This window comes from Variovorax boronicumulans NBRC 103145 (assembly GCF_001591345.1).
Classification (GTDB): domain Bacteria; phylum Pseudomonadota; class Gammaproteobacteria; order Burkholderiales; family Burkholderiaceae_C; genus Variovorax; species Variovorax boronicumulans.
Window position 1 is genome coordinate 1 of sequence record NZ_BCUS01000118.1, and the last position, 20,687, is coordinate 20,687.

The following is a 20,687-nucleotide window of genomic DNA, read 5'->3' on the forward strand; positions in this document are numbered from 1 at the left end:
GTCGACCATGCGCGCGGCCATGGCGGCCCAGCCTTCGGCCTGTTCGCTGCCGAGCGCGGCCAGGCCGCGCTGGGTCTGGTCGTCGAGCCAGCGCGCGAGCTCCTGCACGCCGGCCTCGATGCGCTTCCAGCGCTGCGCGTCGCGCTTGGCGGCGGCAGCAGGATCGGGCGCGGCGGCCGGTTCGGCGGCGCGGGCTTCTTTCTTCTCGGCCTTCTCGCGGCGCGAGGCGAGCCAGTCGGCCACCCACGGCGGCGGCGCACCGGCGGTGAAGCTGGCTTCGCTCTGCGCGCGCAGCAGCATCAGCGCCAGGCCGTGCTTGCAAGGGAACTTGCGGCTCGGGCAGGAGCAGCGAAACACCGGGCCCGACAGGTCGACCTGCGTCTGGTAGGGCTTGCTGCCGCTGCCCTGGCATTCACCCCAGACGGCGTCGTCGGAGTGCGCGAGCGTGGGCCACTTGGCGGGCGCGAGCAGGCCTTTGGCGGCCTTCGCGGAGGCGTCGTCCGGCGCGAGCGCGAGGACGGCTTCGGTACTGAGACTCATGGAAAGGGCAGCCTCGCGCCGGGCCGCGGCGCGGTCAGGGGTGGGAGGGGCGCGACCATCAGGGCGCGATGGGGTTGCCGGGCGTGCCTGCTTCGCCGGCCACGACCGCTGTTTTCGCAGCGGGGGCGCGGTAGGACACGCGGGCCGCCGGCACGGGTGCGGCGGCGATCGGTGGCGACGGCGACATGGGCCGCGTGACGCCGGCCTTGGTGACGCTGACAGGCGCGGTGGCCGTTGCCGAAGCAGGCACCACCACGCCAGGCATCGCCTGCCCAGGCGCTGCGGGCGCCGTCTCGTACGGGTTGTGCAGCACCACGCTCTTGCCGACGCCCACGCCGGTACCGATCGGGCCGACACCAACGCCCACGCCGACGCTGGCCGAGCCGGTCACGGCGCCGTTGTCGTGCAGCGCCACGCCCGCGCCGAGCGGGCCCCAACCGGTGTTCAGGCCGACGGAGAAGTTGCCGTCCTTCGTGGCACCGAGCCCGAGCGAGAGCCCGGGCACGATCGGAATGCCGATGTGATAGTGCGAACAGCCGCCCACCAGAAGCAACAGCAGCAGCGCCGAGGTGGCAGCCGCTGCGCGACGAACGATGCGCGGCCGGGCGTTCACACCAGCAGCGCGTTGACGCGCCTCACGTAGGCCGCGGGGTCGGCCGGCAGGCCACCTTCGGCCAGCAGCGCCTGGTCGAACAGGATGTTCGCGAGGTCGTCGAAATGCGCGGAGCCTTCGAGCTTCTTCACCAGCGGGTGCTCGGCGTTGACTTCGAGCACGGGCTTGAGGTCGGGCGCGGGCTGGCCGGCCTGCTTGAGCATGCGCGCGAGCTGCGTGCTCATGCCGCCGTCTTCCACCACGAGGCAGGCGGGCGAGTCGACCAGGCGCGTGGTCACGCGCACGTCTTCGGCCTTGTCCTTGAGCGCTTCCTTCAGCTTCTCGAGCAGCGGCTTGAACGACTCGGCGGCTTCCTCGGCGGCCTTCTTCTCGGCCTCGTCCTGCAGCTTGCCCAGGTCGACCGCGCCCTTGGCCACGCTCTGCAGCGGCGTGCCGTCGAACTCATTGAGGTAGTTCAGCGCCCACTCGTCGACACGGTCGGTCATGAGCAGCACCTCGATGCCCTTCTTCTTGAAGACTTCGAGCTGCGGGCTGTTCTTGGCGGCGGCGAGGTTGTCGGCCGTGATGTAGTAGATGGCGTCCTGGCCTTCCTTCATGCGCGCCTTGTAGTCGGCGAAGCTCACGCTCGCGACGTCGCTCGTGGTGGAGGCAAAGCGCAGCAGCTTGGCGATGCGGTCGCGGTTGCCCATGTCCTCGCCCAGGCCTTCCTTGAGCACCGCGCCGAACTCGGCGTAGAACTTGGCGAACTTGCCCGATTCGTCGGCGTACTCGGCGGCGGCTTCGGCGGCGGGGGTGGTGTTCTTGTCGACCACATCGGTCACGCCTTCGGTCGGCTCGGGGGCCGGCACCGATTCGCCCGAGCCCACGTCGACCTTGCCTTCGCCGCTCTCGGGCGCGGTCTTCTGCTTCTTGGCCAGGTCTTCGAGCATCGACAGCACGCGCTTGGTGCTGCCTTCGCGGATGGCCTTCACGTCGCGGCTTTCCTGCAGCAGCTCGCGGCTCACGTTCAGCGGCAGGTCGGCCGAGTCGATCACGCCCTTCACGAAGCGCAGGTAGTTGGGCAGCAGCGCCTCGGCGTCGTCCATGATGAAGACGCGCTTGACGTACAGCTTGACGCCCGCGCTCTTGTCGCGGTTCCACAGGTCGAACGGGGCCTTGGACGGGATGTACAGCAGCTGCGTGTACTCGGTGCTGCCTTCGACGCGGTTGTGGCTCCAGGCCAGCGGCGCCTCGAAGTCGTGGCTGATGCTCTTGTAGAACTCTTCGTACTGCTCGGCGGTGATGTCCTTCTTGGGGCGGCTCCACAGGGCGTTGGCCTTGTTCACCGTTTCCCACTCGCCGGTCTTCACCATGTCGCCGGGCTGGTCGTTCTCGCCGTCTTTCCACTCTTCCTTTTCCATCAGGATGGGCAGGGAGATGTGGTCGGAGTACTTGCCGACGATCTGCTTGAGCTTCCAGGCGTTGAGGTATTCGTCGGCATCGTCGCGCAGGTGCAGCGTGATGCTGGTGCCGCGCGCGGCACGCGTGATGTCGGCCACCTCGAAGTCGCCGGCGCCACCGCTCACCCAGCGCACGCCCTGGTCGGCGGGCAGGCCCGCGCGGCGCGACTCGACCGTGATCTTGTCGGCCACGATGAAGCCCGAATAGAAGCCCACACCGAACTGGCCGATGAGCTGTGCGTCGGCCTTCTGGTCGCCGCTGAGGCGGCTCATGAAGTCTTTGGTACCACTCTTGGCGATGGTGCCCAGGTTGTCGATGGCTTCCTGGCGCGACAGGCCGATGCCCTTGTCGGTGATGGTGAGGGTGCGCGCGGCCTTGTCGAACGTCAGGCGCACGTCGAGGTCGGGCTGGTCTTCGTACAGCGCGGGGTGGTCGAGCGCCTCGAAGCGCAGCTTGTCGCACGCGTCGGACGCGTTCGAGATCAGCTCGCGCAGGAAGATTTCCTTGTTGGAGTACAGCGCATGCGTGACGAGGTGCAGCAGTTGCGCGACTTCAGCCTGGAACGGGAGTTTGGTATTGGAGGAATCAGCCATGGGAAAGAAAGGGATCGAAGCCAAAAAATTCTAAGGCGAGCCGCCCGTGGCGGGCGGCGGCCTTGCCAACTTTATGAACTGGGGTTGTCGCGCCAAAAAACAACGAGCGCAAGGCCGCGCGAACTTTGTCACACGGCTGTCGGCTCAGCGCGGTTGGGATTCGACTTCGCGCGTCCAGCGGTCGATGAGCCGCTTGCGCTCGGCCGCCTTGCCGTACTTCTCGAAGTCGTACTTGATGAGCTTCACGCTCTCCATCGACGGAATGCGCGGATCGGGCTTGAAGGTCTTGTTGGCCGGCGACTGCAGGCTGCCGGCCTTGGCGCCGATGGACTGGCCCGCGGGGCTCATGAGCCAGTCGTAGTAGCGCTTGGCGTTCTCCTTGTTGCGCGCGCCCTTCACGAGCGCGATGCCGCCGATCTCGAAGCCCGTGCCCTCGCAGGGCGCGGCGGTCTTCACCGGAAATTTGTCGTGCCGCCAGCGCTCGAAGCCGAAGATGAAGCTCACGCCGATCGCCACCTCGCCCTTGGCCACGTTGGGCGCCTGGGCCTGGCCGCTGCGCGTGTAGCTGGTGACGTTTTTGTGCAGCTTCTTCAGGTAGTCGAACGCGGGCTCCTCGCCCATCTGCTGCACCAGGCCCGCGATGACGGTGTAGGCCGTGCCGCTGGTGGCGGGGTGCGAGATCTCGATCTCGCCCTTGTACTCGGGCTTGATGAGGTCGGCCCAGCACTTGGGCTCGGCGAGCTTCTTTTTCTTCAGCAGCTCGGTGTTGAAGCCGAAGCCCATGGCGCTCGTGTAGAAGCCGCCCACCATGTTCTGCGACATGGCGTACTGGCGCACCGACCAGTCGTGCAGGTCGTTGATGTAGGCCGGCCGGTAGGGCTCGAGCAGGCCCTGCTCGGCGGCCTGCAGGAAGGGGTCGCCGGTGCCGCCCCACCAGAGGTCGGTCTTGGGGTTGGCGGCTTCGGCGCGCAGCTGCGCACCGATTTCGCCGGTGCCCTTGTGGGCCTGCTGCACCTTGATGCCGGTCTCGCGCGTGAAGGCCGTGGCGGCCGCCTCGCACCAGCCCGCGTCGGTGCTGCACAGCGCGTTGACGGTGCCCTGCGCGGCGGCCTGCGACGCACCGAGCAGGAGCGCCGTGCCCAGGCAGGCGGTGGCAAAGGCACGCACGGTGTGCCGGGGGGCGAATGAAGGCATGGACAGGTCTCCTCATTGTTCGACGTTGTATGACAGCGCAGGATAGCGCCGGCGTGGGTGCTTGAGGTCAGCGCGCCGCCAGCAGCGGCGGCAGATGTTCCACCAGCCAGTCGATCACCACGCGCGTCTTCAGCGGCAGGTAGCGGCTCGGCGTGCGGATCACGTGCAACGGAAAGCCGAAAGGCTCGGGCTCGTCGAACACGCGCACCAGCGTGCCGGCCGCAAGCGCGTCGGCCGCCAGCCAGGCCGGCAGCCGCGCCAGGCCCATGCCGCCGATGGCGGCCTCCAGCAGCACCTCGGCGCTGTCGCAGCGCAGCCGCGAGGGCAGCGCGGCCTCCACCTCCGCGTCGCCCTCGCGAAAGCGCCAGGGCGAGACCTGCCCGTCGCGGGCGTAGTACACGGCCTCGTGCGGCGCGACCAGTGCCGCAAGGTCGCGTGGATGGCCGCGCTCGGCCAGGTACGCGGGCGCGGCGCACAGCAGCATCCACTGCACGCCGACCGGCCGCGCCACGAGGCCCGCGCTGTCATCGAGTTCGCCGCTGCGGATGGCCAGGTCGAGCCCCTCTTCCACGAGGTCGACGCGCCGGTCGTTGAAGGCCAGTTCCAGCGACAGCTGCGGATGCTGGCGCGCCAATGCCAGCAGCAGCGGCCCCACCTTGAGCCGCCCGAGCATCGCCGGCATGCTCAGGCGCACGAGGCCGCTGGCCGTGTGGCGCGCGGCGTCGGTGAGCGCCTCGGCCGCGTCCAGCTCGGCCAGCGCGCGGCGGCAGCGCTCGTAGTAGCCGTGCCCTTCCTCGGTGAGGCTCTGGCTGCGCGTGGTGCGCAAGAAGAGGCGCGTGTCCAGCCGCGCCTCGAGCCGCGCGATGCTCTTGGCCACGGCCGAACGGGTGACGTGCAGGCGCTGCGCGGCGAGCGCGAAGCTGCCCGCCTCCACCGCCGCGACGAACTCCTCGATGCCTTGCAGGCGTTGGCTCATTGGATACTTTCAAGCACCATTCTTCGGAAAATTATCCACCACCGGATCGTTTTCATCGTCAATAGCATCGAGGCCGATCTTTTCCGATGGAGCCTTTCCGATGCAAGAACCCGACGTGCTGCGCCGCTGGCAGCTTCCCCGACTGGGCCGCGCCCACCTCGCACAGGCCGAAGCGCCGATGCCCTCGCCGGGCCCGGGCCAGATCCTCGTGCGCGTGGGCGCAGTGGCGCTCAACTACCGCGACCTGCTCATGGTGCGCGACGGCATGGGCATGGCGCTCGACCTGCCCTTCACGCCCGGCTCGGACATGGCGGGCACCGTGGTGGCCGTGGGCCCCGGCGTGCGCCGCTTTGCCGTGGGCGACCGCGTGATCAACACCTTCTGGGGCGGCTGGACCGACAGCCACTGGCACGCCGACACCACGCTGCTCGGCGGCCCCGGGCCAGGCATGCTGGCCTCGCACGTGTGCATCGATGCGAACTGGGCCGTGGCCGCACCGGCCACGCTGAGCCTCGAGGAAGCCAGCACGCTGCCCTGCGCTGGCCTCACGGCGTGGTTCGCGCTGGTGGAAACCGGCGCCCTGCGCGCGGGCGAGACGGTGCTGGTCCACGGCACCGGCGGTGTCGCGCTGTTCGGCCTGCAACTTGCGCGGCTGCACGGCGCGCAGGCCATCGTGGTGACGGGCAGCGCCGACAAGCAGGCCGCGGCGCGCGCGCTCGGCGCCACGCACGTGCTGGCGCGCGACAGCGACTGGCCCGCCGAAGTGCGCCGGCTCACGCACGGGCGCGGCGCCGACCACGTGCTCGAACTCTCCAGCGGCCCCGACCTCGACCGCTCGCTGCAGGCCGTGAAGCAGGGCGGGCGCGTGTCGATCATCGGCATGCTCGGCGGCGACACGCTGAGCGCGTCGTTCTACGCGATGGTGCTCGGCCGCGTGACGGTGCAGGGCATCGGCGTCGGCCATCGCCGTGCGCTCGAAGAGCTCGTGCGCGCGGTCGATGCGAATGCGCTCAAGCCGGTGATCGCCGCGCGCTACGGCTTCGACGCGCTGCCCGCCGCGCTCGACCACCTGGAACGCGGCGCGTTCGGCAAGGTCGTCGTGACGATGGCATGACGACGATGTGACGCAGCCCCGCCTTCGCCCGACCATTTGCAAATGCTGCAGGGCACAAATCCACAGCATTCGTGAACAGTTGCCGCTAAGCGCGCCGGTTTGCTCGACGCCTCCAATTCCCGTTCCTAGAATGCGGCCCGCGTTCGGCTCCCGCCGTGCGTGCTTTCTCAACTTCAGGATGGAGCGTTATGGAACACAGTACCTACAAAAAGTGGTCTGCAGAATTCATTGGTACTTTCTGGCTCACGCTCGGAGGCTGCGGAAGCGCAGTTCTGGCCGCGGCCTTTCCGGGCGTCGGCATCGGCCTGCTCGGCGTCTCGCTGGCCTTCGGTTTGACCGTGGTCACGGGCGCCTATGCGCTCGGTCCGATCTCGGGCGGCCACTTCAACCCGGCCGTGTCGATCGGCCTCGCAGCCGCGGGCCGCTTCAAGGCCGGGCAGCTGCCGGGCTACATCGTGTCGCAGGTGCTGGGCGCCATCGCCGCAGCCGGCGTGCTGTACCTGATCGCCACCGGCAAGCCGGGCGCGGACATCGGCGGCTTTGCCACCAACGGCTACGGCGAGCACTCGCCCGGCAAGTACGGCATGACGGCCGCGCTCATCAGCGAAGTGGTGATGACCGCCGTGTTCCTGATCGTGATCCTGGGTGCCACCGCCAAGCGCGCGGCGGCAGGCTTCGCGGGCATGGCCATCGGCCTGTGCCTGACGCTGATCCACCTGGTGTCGATCCCCGTGACCAACACCTCGGTGAACCCGGCGCGCAGCACCGGCCCGGCCCTGTTCGGCCCGTCGTATGCGGTGTCGGAACTGTGGCTGTTCTGGGTCGCCCCAATCGTGGGCGCAATCATCGGCGCGGTGATCTACCGCGCACTGCTCAGCAACAACGACGACTGAGCTGGTAGGTCCTCGGCAGCGGAATCAGCTTCCGCTGCCCGACTTCACCATCGGCAGTGAAGTCGATTGCCCGATGGGCTCGGTGCCCGTCGGATGCGAGGCCGCATAGGCGCCGGCCTGGATGTCGGACACCGGGGTCATCGCATTGACTGCCGGCGCCGACGTCGACTGCCCAATGGGCTCCGTGCCGCTCGGACGTGCCGCCGCCATCGCGCCGGCCTGTACCTCCGGGTTCTCCGGCGAATTCATCTGCAGCGGATGGAAGTCCGAACCGTCGGTGGTTTCGGCGGAGGCGTTGACCGTGCCCAGCGCCGCGAACGCGGCGAAGGAAGCAACGGCAAGAAGTTGGAACGAAGTGCGCATGGTGTGTTCTCCTGAGGGCAGGTTGTCTCCGGTCCGGTGCCGTCGCGCGGACCGCGCGCAGCAGGACCTGCAGCCACTCTAGGCAGCCTGACTGAGGCCAGCGTGAGCGAAGAATGAGCCGGGAGTGAGCACCGCGCGATGACTACGTCGGCAGCAGCACCCGCGCCCTCAGCCCCGGCCCGTCGTCCCTGTTGCGCAATTCGATGCGCAGGCCATGCCGCTCGGCCGCCGTGCGCGCGATCGCCAGGCCCAGCCCGCTGCCGCCCGCCGCCGCGCCGGGCACGCGAAAGAAGCGGTCGAACACGCGCTCCAGTTCGGCCGGCGGAATGCCCGGCCCGTTGTCGAGCACGTCGACCACCGCCTGCCCGTCGACGCGGTGCAGCCGCACATCGACCACGCCACCTTCGGGCGCGTAGCGCAGCGCGTTGTCGATCAGGTTGTCGAACACGCTGCGCAGCTCGGCCGAAGGCGCGGTGACCACGGCTGCGGCAAGGCCTTCGAAGCCCACGTCGATGCGCCGCGCGTCGGCCAGCACCATGCGCTGGCCCAGGCTCTCGCGCAGCAGCGCCTCGATGTCGACCCGTTCGCCCGGCGCATCCGAGGGCGGCGCGTCCTGCCGCGACAGCTGCAGCAGCTGCTCGATCAGGTGCTGCGCGCGCGTCACGCCGGCTTCCAGCTGGTTGAAGCGTTCGGTGGCTTCGCCGGCCGGCACGTGTGCGCGCAGGTTCTCGATCTGCAGGCCGATGGCGGCCATCGGCGTGCGCAGCTCGTGCGCCGCGTCCTGCACGAAGCGCCGCTGCGTGGCGAAGGCGCTGCGCACACGCGACAGCAGGTGGTTGAAGGCGCCCACCAGCGGTGTGATCTCGTCGGGCACGCGCGCCAGCGACAGCTCGGTGGGGCGGCGCTCGTCCTGCGAGGCCACGTCGCGCGCCACGCCGCGCAGCGAGCGCGACGCGGCCGACACGATGAGCCACAGCACCAGCAGCGCCGCCGGCAGCAGCAGCGCGATCGGCAGGCCTTCGAGCAGGGCGCGGCGCAGCGCGCGGCGATGGCGGTAGTCCTCGTTCTGCAGCACCTGCACGCGCGGCGCGTCGGCGTGCGGCGCGGGTTCGGCCGTGAACACGCGCCAGCGCGAATGCGCGGGCCCTTCGGCGTGCACATCGCTGAAGCCGTTGCCGGGTTGCAGCGGCACCGACAGCGCGGGCCACGAACTCGCGCGCAAGGTGGCGCCGTCGGCGCTCCAGATCTGCACCACGAAGGCGCCGCGCGAGAAGGCCGCTTCGCCGTCCATCGCGCGCGGGGTCTTGGGCGGATCGTTGCCCGCGTACGACTCGGCCACCAGCCGCATCTGGTCGTCCAGTGCGTTGTGCACGAGGTTGCCGTAGGCCAGGAAGGAGAACCACGCCGTGAGCACCGCCGCCACCACATGCAGCGTGACCAGCCACAGCAGCAGCTGGGTGCGCAGCGAACGCGGGCGCCACCAGCGGCGGACGGCACCGGTCATGCCGCCACTCGCCAGCCCAGCCCGCGCACGTTGCGGATCGCGTCGGCGCCGAGCTTGCGGCGCATGCCGTGGATCAGCACGTCGATGGCGTTGCTGGTCACTTCGTCGCCCCAGCCGTAGATGCGGTTTTCGAGCTGCTCGCGCGAGAGGATGGCGCCGGGCCGCTCCAGCAGCGCATGCAGCAGCGCGAACTCGCGCGCGGTGAGCGCCTCGCGCACGCCGTTCACCGCCACCTCGCGCGTCGTGAGGTCCAGCTGCAGCGCGGCGGTGCCGATCAGCGAATGCGCGGCGCCGTCGCGGCGGCGCACCACGGCGCGCATGCGTGCGAGCAGCTCGCGGAACTCGAAGGGCTTGAGCAGGTAGTCGTCGGCGCCCAGGTCGAGGCTGTGGATGCGGTCGTCCAGCCCGTCGCGCGCGGTGAGCACCAGCACGGGCGTGGCGTCGCCGCGTTCGCGCGCGCGGCGCAGCACCTCGGTGCCGTCCTGGCGGGGCAGGCCCAGGTCGAGCAGCACACAGGTGTAGCCGCCGTCGCCGAGCGCGCTGTGCGCCAGCTCGCCGTCGCGCACCCAGTCGGCCGACCAGCCCGCGCCCTCGAGCGCCTGCTTCAGGCTGCGCCCGATCATTTCGTCGTCTTCCACCAGCAGCACGCGCATCGCGGCGACTCCTTTGCGCGCAAGGTAGCACGCGACCGGGATGATCGTCAGGGGCCCTGCGCCTCGGCGCAGCGTAGGCGCGAAGACTTAAGCGGGGCTTAGGACGCGGACGGCGTGCCGCTCGTCCTCTGCGTCCGTGGCAAAGGCCAGCAGCCGCAGCGCTTCTTCCTGCACGCCGCGCCGGTCGGCTGCGGACCAGCGCGTGAAGGGCTCCAGCACCACGGTGGCCGTGCGCGTCGCGCGCTCGATCTTCCAGGTGCCCGCCACGAAGCCGTCGAGCAGCACCGTGCCGCGCACGATGCCGTTGATGGTGAACACGCGCGCGCGGTGCGCCTCGTCGAGCACGCGGCGGCGGTCGGCGTGCGAGAGCAGCAGGTTGTCCCACTCCGCAACCAGGCGCGGCGGCGCGGGCGTGTCGGGGTCGGGGCGCGGCGCGCGCGGCAGGTCGAAGAGTTCCTGGCCCGCGTCGCCGGTGAACACGCGCAGCTGCGGCCTCAATCGATCGGCCACGGCCTTCCAGCCCGTGAGGCCCGACCACGCGCCGGCATCGGCCAGCGTCGCGGGGCCGAAGGCGGCGAGGTAGCGCAGCAGCAGGTCGTCCTGCGTGGCGATGGCGATCTCGGCAGTGGCATCGCCCAGCCAATCACCGAGCGGCTGCAGCAGCGCGTTCTGGTGCGAGTTCCAGCTGCCCGCGGGCGGCAGGTGGACCAGCGGCACGTTGTTGCGGATGAGCGCGGCGAGCGAGGCCGGCGCGTGGTCTTTCCAACGCGCCGCGAGCGCCTGGCCGAGGGCCGTGCCGGTGAGCGGCCCGTCGTCCAGCAGCGCGCGGCCCGCCTTCACCACGGCCGCGCGGTCGACGCCTTCGAGGGCCCGCGCATGCAGGCCCGACAGGCCGCGCTGGTGCACGGGCTCGAGCAACGGCCGCCAGGCCCACGCGTCCGGGGCGGTCATCAGGTGCAGGGTCGCGCGCAGCGTCGACATGCGCACGATGCGGCGGTTCTTCAGCGCGTCGGTCAGCTGCGCGCGGTGAAAGCCTTCGAGCCGGCTCCACAGGCCGACGTAGGGCGGGTTGGGCGCCTGCGCCTGCAGCCCGGCCAGCTTCTCGATGGCCTGCACGACGCTCGCCTTGCGCCGCGCCAGCAGCATCTGCCGGGCCAGCGTGGCCCGGTTCAGCGCGCGACGGCTCAGCACCGCGGCCATGGGCCGGTCGTCAGAATTTCTCGTGCGGCGCCAGGTAGCGCCACTGCCCCACCGGCAGGTTGCCGAGCATCACCTTGCCGATGCGCACGCGCTTCAGGCCCACCACCTTGAGGCCGACCAGCTCGCACATGCGGCGGATCTGGCGCTTCTTGCCTTCGGTGAGCACGAAGCGCAGCTGCTCGGGGTTCTGCCACTCCACGCGCGCCGGCTTGAGCGCCTGGCCGTCCAGGCTCAGGCCGTGCCGCAGCCGGGCCAGCATGGCGGGCGGAAACACCGCCTGCACGTTGGTGGTGACCGGGTCGTCGTCGTCCAGGCGCACCAGCTGGCCGGTGGGCGCGGGCTGGTCCAGGCCGTGGTAGGCCACGCGCACCAGGTATTCCTTGTCCATCGTCGAGTCTTCGCCGATGAGCTGGCGCGCGATGCGGCCGTCCTGCGTCATCACGAGCAGGCCGGTGGAGTCGATGTCCAGCCGCCCGCACGGCGCCAGGCCGCGCAGCTGCTGCGGGCCGAAGAAGAAGCGCGCGTTGTCTTCCGACCAGCGGTTCTGCGGCGTGAACAGCGTGACCGCCGGCTCGTGGCCGTCTTCGGCCTGCCCGCTCACGTAGCCGATGGGCTTGTTGATGAGGATCGTGACCTGGTTCGCCTGCTGCCCCTTGGCGGCCTTGTCGACCTCGATGCGGTCGTTGGGCGTGACCTTCACGCCCATCTCGGCGGGCTTGCCGTTGACCCGCACCCAGCCCTGCGCGATCCAGTCGTCCGCCTCGCGGCGCGAGCACAGGCCGAGTTCGGCCATGCGTTTGTTGAGGCGCACGGGCGCGTGGGGGGAGGTGGAGGGCTCGGTCATGGGGGGGCAAATCCTAGCAAATGCGCCCTGCGAGTATCTGGCCGTTTGCCATCGGCCGCCTGCCCCGTGGGGCCAGGAACACTTGATCGATGCGTCAGACCGGTGCTATCCTGAATCTAGGCGCAAGTTGATTGCGCCCTTTTTGGGGGATTCCCAAGTGAGCATGCCAAACACACGCAAGTTTCAGTACGCCATCGTCATCGGGCGTTTCCAGCCCGTTCATTTCGGTCACCAGCGACTCATCGAAGAAGGCCTTCGCGCCGCCGATCGGGTCATCGTGGTGGTCGGCTCCGACCGCAAGCCCCGCAGCGTCAAAGACCCTTTCACCTTCGATGAACGCGAGCGCATGGTGCGCGCGTGCCTGCGCGGCAGCGAGCAGATGCGCGTGAGCGTCGTCGGCGTCGGCGACTCGCCCTACAACGACCAGATCTGGATCGCGTCGATCCAGTCTGCCGTCGAGCGGCTGATCCAGCAGGATGGCCACGTGCCCGCGGCGCAGGCCAAGGTCGCGCTGGTGGGGCACCTGAAGGACAGCTCCAGCTACTACCTCAAGCTCTTCCCGCACTGGGAGTTCGTGGGCCAGCACAGCGTGGAAAGCCTCAACGCCACCGACGTGCGCAACCTCTATTTCGACCCCGAGAATCGCGGGCAGCTCGCGCGTGCCGACCTGCCCGACGGCACCGCCGCCTTCCTCGACAAGTTCACCGGCACCGCCGACTATGCCGAGCTCTGCGACGAGCGCGCCTTCCTCGTCGACTACCGCGACAAGTACCGCTACGCAGGCAGCGACTTTCCACCGATCTACACCACGGTCGATGCCATCGTGGTCGAGGCCGGCCACATCCTCCTGGTGCAGCGCAAGTTCCACCCCGGCAAGGGCACGTGGGCGCTGCCCGGCGGCTTCGTCGGCCAGCACGAGCGGCTGCAGGACGCGGCCATCCGCGAGCTGAAGGAAGAAACCCGCCTCAAGGTGCCCGTGCCCGTGCTCAACGGCAGCATGAAGGCCAGCCACGTGTTCGATGCGCCCGACCGCTCGCAGCGCGGCCGCACGATCACGCACGGCTTCTTCTTCGAGCTGGCCCACAACCAGTGGACGGGCCTGTCGGATGTGCGTGCCGACGACGACGCGGCCGCCGTGCGGTGGGTGCCGATTGCCGAGTTCCTCGGGATGCCGGACCGCATCTACGAAGACCACTACTTCATCGCAAACCATTTTTTGGGTGGCCTGGGCAAGAACTGAACGACCAGGCTTTGTCAGCAAGAACGGGTCCCGGTTGACGGGGCCCACGTGAAAGGAGCTTTCACATGAACCGCAACCTCACCTCCTCGCCCCTGGGCAACAACCTGTTGCTGCGCACCGACTCCTACAAGGTGTCGCACTGGATGCAGTACCCGCCCGGTACGCAGACCGTGCACAGCTACATCGAATCGCGCGGCGGGCTCTTCAGCCATTCGCTCTTCTTCGGCCTGCAGGCATACCTGCGCGAGTACCTGCAGACGCCGGTGACGCGCAGCGACGTCGAGGAGGCCGCGGCGATGATGGCCGTGCACGGCGAACCCTTCAACCGCGAAGGGTGGCTGCGGCTGATCGAGAAGCACGACGGACTGATGCCCGTGCGCATCCGCGCGGTCCCCGAGGGCAGCGTGCTGCCGGTGCACAACGTGCTCGCGACCATCGAGAACACCGACCCCGAATTCTTCTGGGTCACGAGCTTTCTCGAAACTGAACTGCTGCGCGCCATCTGGTATCCGACCACGGTGGCCACGCTCTCGGCCGCCGCACGCACCACGCTGCTGCGCTACCTCGAAGCGACCTGCGACGACCCGCAAGGCCAGATCGCGTTCAGGCTGCACGACTTCGGCGCGCGCGGCGTGTCGAGCCTGGAGTCGGCGGCGCTCGGCGGCATGGCCCACCTGGTCAACTTCATGGGCACCGACACGCTGGCGGCCTTGGTGGCGGCGCGTCGCTACTACGACTGCGACGTGGCGGGCTTCTCGATTCCCGCGGCCGAGCACAGCACCATCACGGGCTGGGGCCGCGACCATGAATCCGACGCGTACAGCAACATGGTCGACCAGTTCGCCAAGCCCGGCACGACCTTCGCCGTGGTGAGCGACAGCTACGACATCTTCAACGCCTGCGCGCGCATCTGGGGCGACGAGCTCAAGGCCAAGGTGGTGGCCTCGGGTGCGACGCTGGTGGTGCGGCCCGACTCGGGCGACCCGGCCGAAACCACGCTCAAGGTGGCGCAGATCCTGGCCGAGCGCTTCGGCACCACGACGAATGCCAAGGGGTTCCGCGTGCTGAACAACGTGCGCATCATCCAGGGCGACGGCGTGAACCTCGACTCGCTGCGGCTGTGCCTCTCGAACTTCTTCCACAACGGCTTCTCGACCGAGAACATCTCCTTCGGCATGGGCGGCGGCCTGCTGCAGCAGGTCAACCGCGACACCATGCAATGGGCGATGAAGTGCTCGGCGATGCAGGTGAACGGCGAGTGGCGCGATGTCTACAAGTCGCCGGTGGGCGATGCGAACAAGGCCTCGAAGAAGGGGCGGCTCGCGCTGGTGCGCAACGCGCGCGGCGAAGTGCAGACGCTGCGCGAAGAAGCGCTGGCGAGCGGCCAGGTCGATCTGCTGCAAACGGTGTTCGAGAACGGACGCATCGTCGCGAACACCACCTTCGAGGCGATTCGCGAGCGGGCGGCCGCTGGCGTGAATCAGCTCGTCACGTCGCGGGCGCCGCTCTGAGGCGGAGATCCTTCCAGCACGGCGCGTGTGCACCGGCCGTGCCACATGGCATGTCCATAATCCGGCGACCAGACCGCCGAATCCATGACCAAACTCCTGATCCTCAGTGTGAGCGCCGGCAACGGCCATGTGCGCGCCGCCCAGGCGCTAGAAGCCACCCTCGCCCAGTCGTACGCGCCGCACACCGCGGTGCATGTCGACGCCATGGCCCATGTGCCGGCGGGCTTTCGCAAGGTGTACACCGACTGGTACCTGCAGCTGGTGAACCGCGCCCCCGAGCTGTGGTCGTACCTGCACCAGCGCACCGACGTCACGCCGCACCACGCGCCCTCGCAGCGGCTGCGCCGCGGCATCGAGCGCCTGAGCACCGGCGCGCTGGTGCGCGAGATCCGCCGCGCCAAGCCCGACGCCGTGATCTGCACCCACTTCCTGCCGGCCGAGCTGCTGATGCGCGAGCGCAACCGGGGCCGCATCGAGTGCCCCGTGTGGCTGCAGATCACCGACTACGACCTGCACAACATGTGGCTGGTGCCGGGCATGACGGGCTACCTAGCGGCGACGGAAGAAGTCGCCTTCCGGCTGCGCGCGCGCGGCATTCCGCCCGAGCGCGTGCATGTCACGGGCATTCCGGTGATGCCGGCCTTTTCCGAGCCCGATGCGCCCGAACTCGCGCACGCGGCCTGCGCGAGCGCGCTGGGCCTGGACCCCGCGCGACCGGTGCTGCTGATGGCTTCGGGCGGTGCCGGCGTGGGCGACTTGCCGAGCATGGTGGAGCGCGTGCTGGCGCTGGGCGGCGACACGCCCTTCCAGGTCATCGCCGTGGCCGGCCGCAACGCTGATGCCCACGCGCGGCTGGAGGCGCTGTCGCAGCGCCATCCGGGCCGCGTGGTGGCCGTCGGCTTCACGAACGAGATGCACAAGATGATGGCCGCGGCCGACCTGGTCGTGACCAAGCCCGGCGGCCTCACGGTGTCGGAGTGCCTGGCGCTGGGTAAGCCGATGCTGCTGATCTCGCCGATTCCGGGGCAGGAAGAACACAACGCCGGCTTCCTCATGGAAGAAAGCGCCGCCTGGCTGGCCTACGACGCCATCGGCCTGGACTACAAGGTCGCGCGCCTCATGGCCGACCCCGCCAAGCTCGCGGCCATGGCCGCGCGCAGCCGCGCCCTGGGCAAGCCGCAGGCCGCGCGCGCGGTGCTGCAGCGCGTGCTGGGCCTCGGCGCATGAGCGGCGCAGCCGTGGAGCCGCGGCCCGGCATCGGCCGCACGCTGGTCTACCTCGCGTGGGTCGTGACGATGGCGTTCTTCTTCGCCAACGCCGAGATCCAGATCGAAGGCGGTGCCGGCTGGGCGACCTCGCTGCCCACCTGGCGCATCGAGAACAACATCTGGCTCGACCTCTTCTGGGGCGGGCGCGCGATGACGGGGTACCACGCCTGGGTGTTCACCTTCATGATGCTCGTGTTCTTCTCGCCGCTGGCCTTCCAGGGGCGCTGGACGCTGCGCGACTGGGGGCTGGCGCTCGCAGGGCTGATCGTGTTCTGGGTCTGCGAAGACTTTCTGTGGTTTCTCATCAACCCGGCCTTCGGCTTCGAGAACTTCAACCCCGTGAAGGCCTTCTGGCACAAGCACTGGCTGTGGGGCGCGCCGGTCGACTACTGGGGCGGGCTCGCGGTGGCGCTGCTGATCCTGGTGCGTCGCCACTGGCCGCGCCGCGCGCGATGAAGCAAGACACCGCCGACCTGCGCCCCGGCCACTGGGCCGATCCGCTCGACGCCCTGCAGGTCGAGAACCTGCACCGCATCACGCCCACGCTGTACCGCAGCGCGCAACCGCGCCGCGCCAACGTGGCGGCGCTGCAGTCGCTGGGCATCCGCACCGTCGTGAGCCTGCGTTCCTTCAACGACGACCGGAAGGTGTTTGCCGGCAGCGGCATCCGGCTGGTGCGCGTGCCGATCAACACCTGGTCGATCGACGATGCCAAGGTGCTGCGCGCGCTGGTCGCGATGCGCGAGGCCGAAAAGCAGGGGCCGGCGCTCATCCACTGCATGCACGGCGCCGACCGCACGGGCGTGGTGGCGGCCGTCTACCGCATGGCCGTGCAGGACTGGGACAAGGACAGCGCGCGCCAGGAGATGCTGCGCGGCGGCTATGGGTACCACACGCTGTGGCGCAACATCCCGCGCTACATCGAGCGGCTCGACCCGCTGCGGATGCGCCATGCGCTGGCCCATGCCCCGGTGATCCCCATGGTGTCTTGAAGGCGCCAGCAGGCGCGCGCACCCGCTCCTATACTGGCCGCCCCGTGGCCGATGGCCATCTCCGAACGACCTTTCACAGGGGCTTTCCCATGGCACTCCAACTGCGCTCCCTCGTCCGTTCCAACGGCGAACTCGAACTCTCCCTGCACGACGACCCGATGCCCGAACCGCAGGCCCACGAGGTGGTGATCCGCGTCGAGGCCTCGCCGATGAACCCGTCGGACCTGGGCCTGCTCTTCGGCGCCGCCGACATGAGCACCGCCGTGGCCTCCGGCACCGCCGATCGCCCCGTCGTCACCGCCACGGTGCCCGAACGCGCGCGCGCCTCGATGGCGGCGCGGCTCGACCAGTCGATGCCGGTGGGCAACGAAGGCGCGGGCGTGGTGGTCAAGGCCGGCTCGTCGCCGGCTGCGCAGGCACTGCTGGGCAAGACAGTGGCGGCCATCGGCGGCGCGATGTATTCGCAGTACCGCGCGGTGCCCGTGCAGATGTGCCTCGAGCTGCCGGCGGGCACCACGCCGGCCGAGGGTGCATCGTGCTTCGTGAACCCGCTGACCTCGCTGGGCATGGTCGAGACCATGAAGCGCGAAGGCCACAAGGCGCTGGTGCACACCGCGGCCGCGTCCAACCTGGGCCAGATGCTCAACAAGATCTGCCAGAAGGACGGCATCGACCTCGTCAACATCGTGCGCAAGCCCGAGCAGGAAGCGCTGCTGCGCGGCATCGGCGCGAAGTACGTCTGCAATGCCAGCTCGCCGGACTTCCTCGAACAGCTGACCGACGCGCTGGTCGCCACCGGCGCCACGCTGGCCTTCGATGCCACGGGCGGCGGCAAGCTGGCCGGCCAGATCCTCGGCTGCATGGAAGCGGCGCTGAACCGCACGGCCAAGGAATACAGCCGCTACGGCTCGACCACGCACAAGCAGGTCTACATCTACGGCGGCCTGGACCGCAGCCCGACCGAGTTCGTGCGCAACTTCGGCATGGCCTGGGGCATGGGCGGCTGGCTGCTGTTCCCGTTCCTGCAGAAGCTGGGCGATGAAGGCACGCAGCGGCTGCGTTCGCGCGTGGTGGCTGAGCTGAAGACGACGTTTGCCAGCCACTACACGCGGGAGGTGTCTCTTGTCGAGGCGCTGCAACTCGATGCGATCGGGGTGTATGGGAAGCAGGCTACCGGGGAGAAATTCCTGCTGAATCCGAACAAGGCCTGATTGGGTTCGCGCTCTCTCGGGAGCGCGCCCGACAGGCGATGCGGCGCGGTCGGCCCCACTGTGCCGGCCGCTTCGCGGCTGCCCTGCGGTGCTCGCGTTTCGCGGGGTCTCGCAGAACTCGCTCCACTGCGTTGCGCTCAAACAGCTGCGAGCCCTGATCCGCGAAACGCTGCGCTCCTCGGCGGCACAGAGGGGCCGCCCACACCGCACCGCCTGCCGGGCTTTGTGGGTGGTTGAAAGCCCCGTCCCTCGTTTTTCTTTTTCCGTTTCTGTTTAGACGACCAGCCGGTACCCCACCGCCGTCTCCGTCAACAGATGCTTCGGCTGCGCCGGATCGGCCTCCAGTTTCTGTCGCAGATGTCCCATGTAGATGCGCAGGTAGTGGCTCTGGTCCGTGTGTGACGGGCCCCACACCTCGCGCAGCAGCTGCCGCTGCGTCAGCACGCGGCCGGCGTTGGCCACCAGCACCGACAGCAGCCGGTACTCGGTCGGCGTGAGGTGCACCTCGGCGCCGGCGCGGCGCACGATGCGTGCGGCGCGGTCCAGTTCGATCTCGCCGAAGCGAAACACGGCCTCGGCGGCCGGTTCGTCGCCGTTGCCGCCCGCGGCGCGTGGGCGGCGCAGGTTGGCGCGCACGCGGGCGAGCAGTTCGCCGGTGCCGAAGGGCTTGGTGAGGTAGTCGTCGGCGCCGGCGTCGAGCGCGGCGATCTTGTCGGCTTCGTCGGTGCGGGCCGAGAGCACGATGATCGGCACCTGCGACCAGCCGCGCACATCGCGGATCAGCGACACGCCGTCGCCGTCGGGCAGGCCCAGGTCGAGCACCAGCAGATCAGGCTGGCGCGTGCCGGCGGCCGCCAGGCCGTCGCGCAGCGTGCCGGCCTCGTGCACCTGCCAGCCTTCGGCCTCGAGCGCGCCGCGCACGAAACGGCGGATCTGCGGCTCGTCTTCGATCACGATGGCGGTGGGGGATGGCATGGCGGGTTTCAGAGCTGGGCTTCAGCGGGTTCGGGTGGCTCGCGGCGCGGCAAGGTGACGGTGAATTCTGCACCGCCGTCGCGCGCATTCGCCGCGCTGATCTCGCCGCCGTGCGCGCTCACCACGGCGCGGCAGATGGCCAGGCCGAGGCCGACGCCGGGCGTGGCGGATTCGGCCTCGCCGCGCGTGAACTTGTCGAACAGGGTCTGCTCGCGGCCCTGCAACGCGGCGGGCAGGCCGGGGCCGTGGTCGCGCACGGTGAGCACCAGCGCGGCGGGCTCGGCGCGCGCGCCGACCTCGATGGGCGCGGCGCCGTACTTGGCGGCGTTCTCCAGCAGGTTGACGAGCACGCGCTCGATCAGCACAGCGTCGAACTCGACCAGCGGCAGTTCCGGGTCCCACGCGGTCTGCACGGTCATGCCGCGCAGCGCGGGGCGCGCCGCACGGATGGCGGCGCCCACCACCTCTTCGACCGACTGCCAGTCGCGCCGCAGGTTGACCGCGCCGCCGGCCACGCCGCTTTCGAGGCGCGCCATGTCGAGCAGGTTGCTGACCAGCGCATGCAAGGCATGGGCCTGCGCGACGATGGCGCGCGCGGCCTCGCCGTGTTCTTCGGTCGGCAGGGTCTGCAGCGATTCGGCCAGCGCGATGAGCGCGGTGAGCGGCGTGCGCACGTCGTGCGAGATGGCGCCGAGCAGCGCGTTGCGCAGGCGCTCCGATTCCATCTCGACCACGGCGCGCTGCGCGACCTCGACGTAGTGCACGCGCTCCAGCGCGATGGCGATCTGGCGCGCCAACGTGTCCAGCTGCTGCGCCTGCTCGGGAATCAGCAGCCAGCGCGGGCGGGCCGGGCACAGCGCGAGCACGCCGCGCACGCGCATGGGCGCGCGCAGCGGCACGTAGTGCCAGGGCTGGGCGGCGAGTGTGGCGGTGGCGAGGCCGGCGGGCTGGCCGTGGCGGAAGGCCCAGTCGGCCACCTGCGCGTCGAAGCCGGGCGGCGGGTCGGCGGGGGGCACGAGCTGGTCGGCCGCGTCGGTGACCAGCACGCGCGCATGGCCGCCGAAATGGGCCTGCACGGCGGCAGCGCCGAGCGCGACGACCTGGGTGCTTTCGAGCGCGGCCGAGAGTTCGCGCGTGAGCTCGAACAGCGAACGCGCGCGGCGCTCGCGGCTGGTCGACACGCCGGCCGCGAAGCGCAGCCCGGCCGTGAGCTGGCCCACCAGCAGGCCCACGCCGAGCATCACGGCAAAGGTCAGCAGGTACTGCACGTCGCTGACCGCGAAGGACAGGCGCGGCGCGACGAAGAAGTAGTCGAAGGCCGCCACGTTGAGCATCGCGGCCAGCGCCGAAGGCCCGCGCCCGAAGCGCATCGCCACGCCCACCACGCCGAGCAGGAACAGCATGACGATGTTGGACAGCTCCAGTACGCCCGTCAGCGGCGTGCACAACAGCGTGAGCGCGATGCTGGTGGCCGCGGCCCAGGCGTAGCCGGGCCAGCGCGACTGCGCGCGCTCATCGTCGTCGTCGGCCTGCGTGGCGACCAGCGTCGCCTGCGACAGGCGG

The 20,687-nt window shown here is 69.8% G+C and carries 20 protein-coding genes; 8 read left to right on the forward strand and 12 right to left on the reverse strand.

What is annotated here, in order from left to right:
- From VBO01S_RS25535 to VBO01S_RS25555, 5 genes are all read right to left on the reverse strand, one after another.
- On the reverse strand, positions 1-540 hold a 540-nt coding region (locus VBO01S_RS25535), incomplete at its 3' end, for an SWIM zinc finger family protein (RefSeq protein ID WP_169805088.1).
- 58 nt (positions 541-598) lie between these two features.
- Positions 599-1,153 (reverse strand): hypothetical protein, encoded by a 555-nt coding sequence (locus VBO01S_RS25540; RefSeq protein ID WP_062480663.1) that lies wholly within the window; start codon positions 1,151-1,153, stop codon positions 599-601.
- The gene (gene htpG / locus VBO01S_RS25545; protein ID WP_062480665.1) at positions 1,150-3,186 is read right to left on the reverse strand and encodes a molecular chaperone HtpG; all 2,037 of its coding nucleotides are present in this window, start codon (positions 3,184-3,186) and stop codon (positions 1,150-1,152) included. The genes VBO01S_RS25540 and htpG overlap by 4 nt, the downstream gene beginning before the upstream one ends.
- A 144-nt stretch (positions 3,187-3,330) precedes the next feature.
- A complete protein-coding gene (locus tag VBO01S_RS25550; protein ID WP_062480666.1) occupies positions 3,331-4,380 on the reverse strand; it encodes an ABC transporter substrate-binding protein in 1,050 nt (349 codons plus the stop codon).
- Positions 4,381-4,447: 67 nt separating this feature from the next.
- Positions 4,448-5,356, reverse strand: a complete 909-nt coding sequence (locus VBO01S_RS25555; RefSeq protein ID WP_062480668.1) for a LysR substrate-binding domain-containing protein — start codon at positions 5,354-5,356, stop codon at positions 4,448-4,450.
- Between the two features lie 100 nt (positions 5,357-5,456).
- Between VBO01S_RS25555 and VBO01S_RS25560 the strand changes: the two genes are divergently transcribed.
- Positions 5,457-6,470, forward strand: coding sequence for a zinc-dependent alcohol dehydrogenase family protein (locus VBO01S_RS25560; protein WP_062480670.1), 1,014 nt, complete (start codon positions 5,457-5,459; stop codon positions 6,468-6,470).
- A gap of 188 nt (positions 6,471-6,658) precedes the next feature.
- Positions 6,659-7,363 (forward strand): aquaporin Z, encoded by a 705-nt coding sequence (aqpZ, locus tag VBO01S_RS25565; protein ID WP_062480672.1) that lies wholly within the window; start codon positions 6,659-6,661, stop codon positions 7,361-7,363.
- A 24-nt stretch (positions 7,364-7,387) separates the two neighbouring features.
- Here the strand turns inward: aqpZ and VBO01S_RS25570 are convergent, their stop codons facing one another.
- The 5 genes from VBO01S_RS25570 to VBO01S_RS25590 form a co-directional block, all read right to left on the reverse strand.
- Positions 7,388-7,726, reverse strand: a complete 339-nt coding sequence (locus VBO01S_RS25570) for a hypothetical protein (RefSeq protein WP_062480674.1) — start codon at positions 7,724-7,726, stop codon at positions 7,388-7,390.
- Positions 7,727-7,868: 142 nt separating this feature from the next.
- Positions 7,869-9,230, reverse strand: a complete 1,362-nt coding sequence (locus tag VBO01S_RS25575; protein WP_062480676.1) for a sensor histidine kinase — start codon at positions 9,228-9,230, stop codon at positions 7,869-7,871.
- Positions 9,227-9,883: a response regulator gene (locus VBO01S_RS25580; protein WP_062480678.1), complete on the reverse strand. Its 657-nt coding sequence runs from the start codon at positions 9,881-9,883 to the stop codon at positions 9,227-9,229. Before VBO01S_RS25580 ends, VBO01S_RS25575 begins: the two co-directional genes overlap by 4 nt.
- Positions 9,884-9,970: 87 nt before the next feature.
- Complete coding sequence (locus tag VBO01S_RS25585) at positions 9,971-11,083, reverse strand: winged helix DNA-binding domain-containing protein (RefSeq protein WP_062480680.1); 1,113 nt, start codon at positions 11,081-11,083, stop codon at positions 9,971-9,973.
- 10 nt (positions 11,084-11,093) lie between these two features.
- A complete protein-coding gene (locus VBO01S_RS25590) occupies positions 11,094-11,927 on the reverse strand; it encodes a pseudouridine synthase (protein WP_062480682.1) in 834 nt (277 codons plus the stop codon).
- A 163-nt stretch (positions 11,928-12,090) separates the two neighbouring features.
- Here VBO01S_RS25590 and VBO01S_RS25595 point away from each other — a divergent pair, with 163 nt between their 5' ends.
- The 6 genes from VBO01S_RS25595 (at position 12,091) to VBO01S_RS25620 (ending at position 18,149) form a co-directional block, all read left to right on the forward strand.
- On the forward strand, positions 12,091-13,167 hold the full coding sequence (locus VBO01S_RS25595) for a bifunctional nicotinamide-nucleotide adenylyltransferase/Nudix hydroxylase (protein ID WP_062480685.1): 1,077 nt from the start codon (positions 12,091-12,093) through the stop codon (positions 13,165-13,167).
- 65 nt (positions 13,168-13,232) lie between these two features.
- Positions 13,233-14,678, forward strand: coding sequence for a nicotinate phosphoribosyltransferase (locus VBO01S_RS25600; protein WP_062480688.1), 1,446 nt, complete (start codon positions 13,233-13,235; stop codon positions 14,676-14,678).
- 84 nt (positions 14,679-14,762) lie between these two features.
- Positions 14,763-15,905 (forward strand): MGDG synthase family glycosyltransferase, encoded by a 1,143-nt coding sequence (locus tag VBO01S_RS25605; protein ID WP_062480690.1) that lies wholly within the window; start codon positions 14,763-14,765, stop codon positions 15,903-15,905.
- On the forward strand, positions 15,902-16,402 hold the full coding sequence (locus VBO01S_RS25610; protein ID WP_062480692.1) for a hypothetical protein: 501 nt from the start codon (positions 15,902-15,904) through the stop codon (positions 16,400-16,402). The genes VBO01S_RS25605 and VBO01S_RS25610 overlap by 4 nt, the downstream gene beginning before the upstream one ends.
- Positions 16,399-16,938: a tyrosine-protein phosphatase gene (locus tag VBO01S_RS25615; protein ID WP_062480694.1), complete on the forward strand. Its 540-nt coding sequence runs from the start codon at positions 16,399-16,401 to the stop codon at positions 16,936-16,938. Before VBO01S_RS25610 ends, VBO01S_RS25615 begins: the two co-directional genes overlap by 4 nt.
- Before the next feature lie 89 nt (positions 16,939-17,027).
- A complete protein-coding gene (locus tag VBO01S_RS25620; RefSeq protein ID WP_062480696.1) occupies positions 17,028-18,149 on the forward strand; it encodes a zinc-binding dehydrogenase in 1,122 nt (373 codons plus the stop codon).
- 273 nt (positions 18,150-18,422) lie between these two features.
- On the opposite strand, the gene kdpE is transcribed toward VBO01S_RS25620, so the two are convergent.
- Complete coding sequence (gene kdpE, locus VBO01S_RS25625) at positions 18,423-19,124, reverse strand: two-component system response regulator KdpE (RefSeq protein WP_062480698.1); 702 nt, start codon at positions 19,122-19,124, stop codon at positions 18,423-18,425.
- 8 nt (positions 19,125-19,132) lie between these two features.
- Positions 19,133-20,687, reverse strand: a 1,555-nt coding sequence (locus VBO01S_RS25630; RefSeq protein ID WP_157627459.1) for a DUF4118 domain-containing protein, incomplete at its 5' end; no start/stop codon positions are given.

Excerpts from the sequence above, each read along its gene's own strand:
- htpG (WP_062480665.1), bottom strand. The coding sequence starts at position 3,186 with ATGGCTGATTCCTCCAATACCAAACTCCCGTTCCAGGCTGAAGTCGCG.
- VBO01S_RS25550 (WP_062480666.1), bottom strand. The coding sequence starts at position 4,380 with ATGCCTTCATTCGCCCCCCGGCACACCGTGCGTGCCTTTGCCACCGCC.
- VBO01S_RS25555 (WP_062480668.1), bottom strand. The coding sequence starts at position 5,356 with ATGAGCCAACGCCTGCAAGGCATCGAGGAGTTCGTCGCGGCGGTGGAG.
- VBO01S_RS25560 (WP_062480670.1), top strand. The coding sequence starts at position 5,457 with ATGCAAGAACCCGACGTGCTGCGCCGCTGGCAGCTTCCCCGACTGGGC.
- aqpZ (WP_062480672.1), top strand. The coding sequence starts at position 6,659 with ATGGAACACAGTACCTACAAAAAGTGGTCTGCAGAATTCATTGGTACT.
- VBO01S_RS25570 (WP_062480674.1), bottom strand. The coding sequence starts at position 7,726 with ATGCGCACTTCGTTCCAACTTCTTGCCGTTGCTTCCTTCGCCGCGTTC.
- VBO01S_RS25575 (WP_062480676.1), bottom strand. The coding sequence starts at position 9,230 with ATGACCGGTGCCGTCCGCCGCTGGTGGCGCCCGCGTTCGCTGCGCACC.
- VBO01S_RS25580 (WP_062480678.1), bottom strand. The coding sequence starts at position 9,883 with ATGCGCGTGCTGCTGGTGGAAGACGACGAAATGATCGGGCGCAGCCTG.
- VBO01S_RS25585 (WP_062480680.1), bottom strand. The coding sequence starts at position 11,083 with ATGGCCGCGGTGCTGAGCCGTCGCGCGCTGAACCGGGCCACGCTGGCC.
- VBO01S_RS25590 (WP_062480682.1), bottom strand. The coding sequence starts at position 11,927 with ATGACCGAGCCCTCCACCTCCCCCCACGCGCCCGTGCGCCTCAACAAA.
- VBO01S_RS25595 (WP_062480685.1), top strand. The coding sequence starts at position 12,091 with ATGCCAAACACACGCAAGTTTCAGTACGCCATCGTCATCGGGCGTTTC.
- VBO01S_RS25600 (WP_062480688.1), top strand. The coding sequence starts at position 13,233 with ATGAACCGCAACCTCACCTCCTCGCCCCTGGGCAACAACCTGTTGCTG.
- VBO01S_RS25605 (WP_062480690.1), top strand. The coding sequence starts at position 14,763 with ATGACCAAACTCCTGATCCTCAGTGTGAGCGCCGGCAACGGCCATGTG.
- VBO01S_RS25610 (WP_062480692.1), top strand. The coding sequence starts at position 15,902 with ATGAGCGGCGCAGCCGTGGAGCCGCGGCCCGGCATCGGCCGCACGCTG.
- VBO01S_RS25615 (WP_062480694.1), top strand. The coding sequence starts at position 16,399 with ATGAAGCAAGACACCGCCGACCTGCGCCCCGGCCACTGGGCCGATCCG.
- VBO01S_RS25620 (WP_062480696.1), top strand. The coding sequence starts at position 17,028 with ATGGCACTCCAACTGCGCTCCCTCGTCCGTTCCAACGGCGAACTCGAA.
- kdpE (WP_062480698.1), bottom strand. The coding sequence starts at position 19,124 with ATGCCATCCCCCACCGCCATCGTGATCGAAGACGAGCCGCAGATCCGC.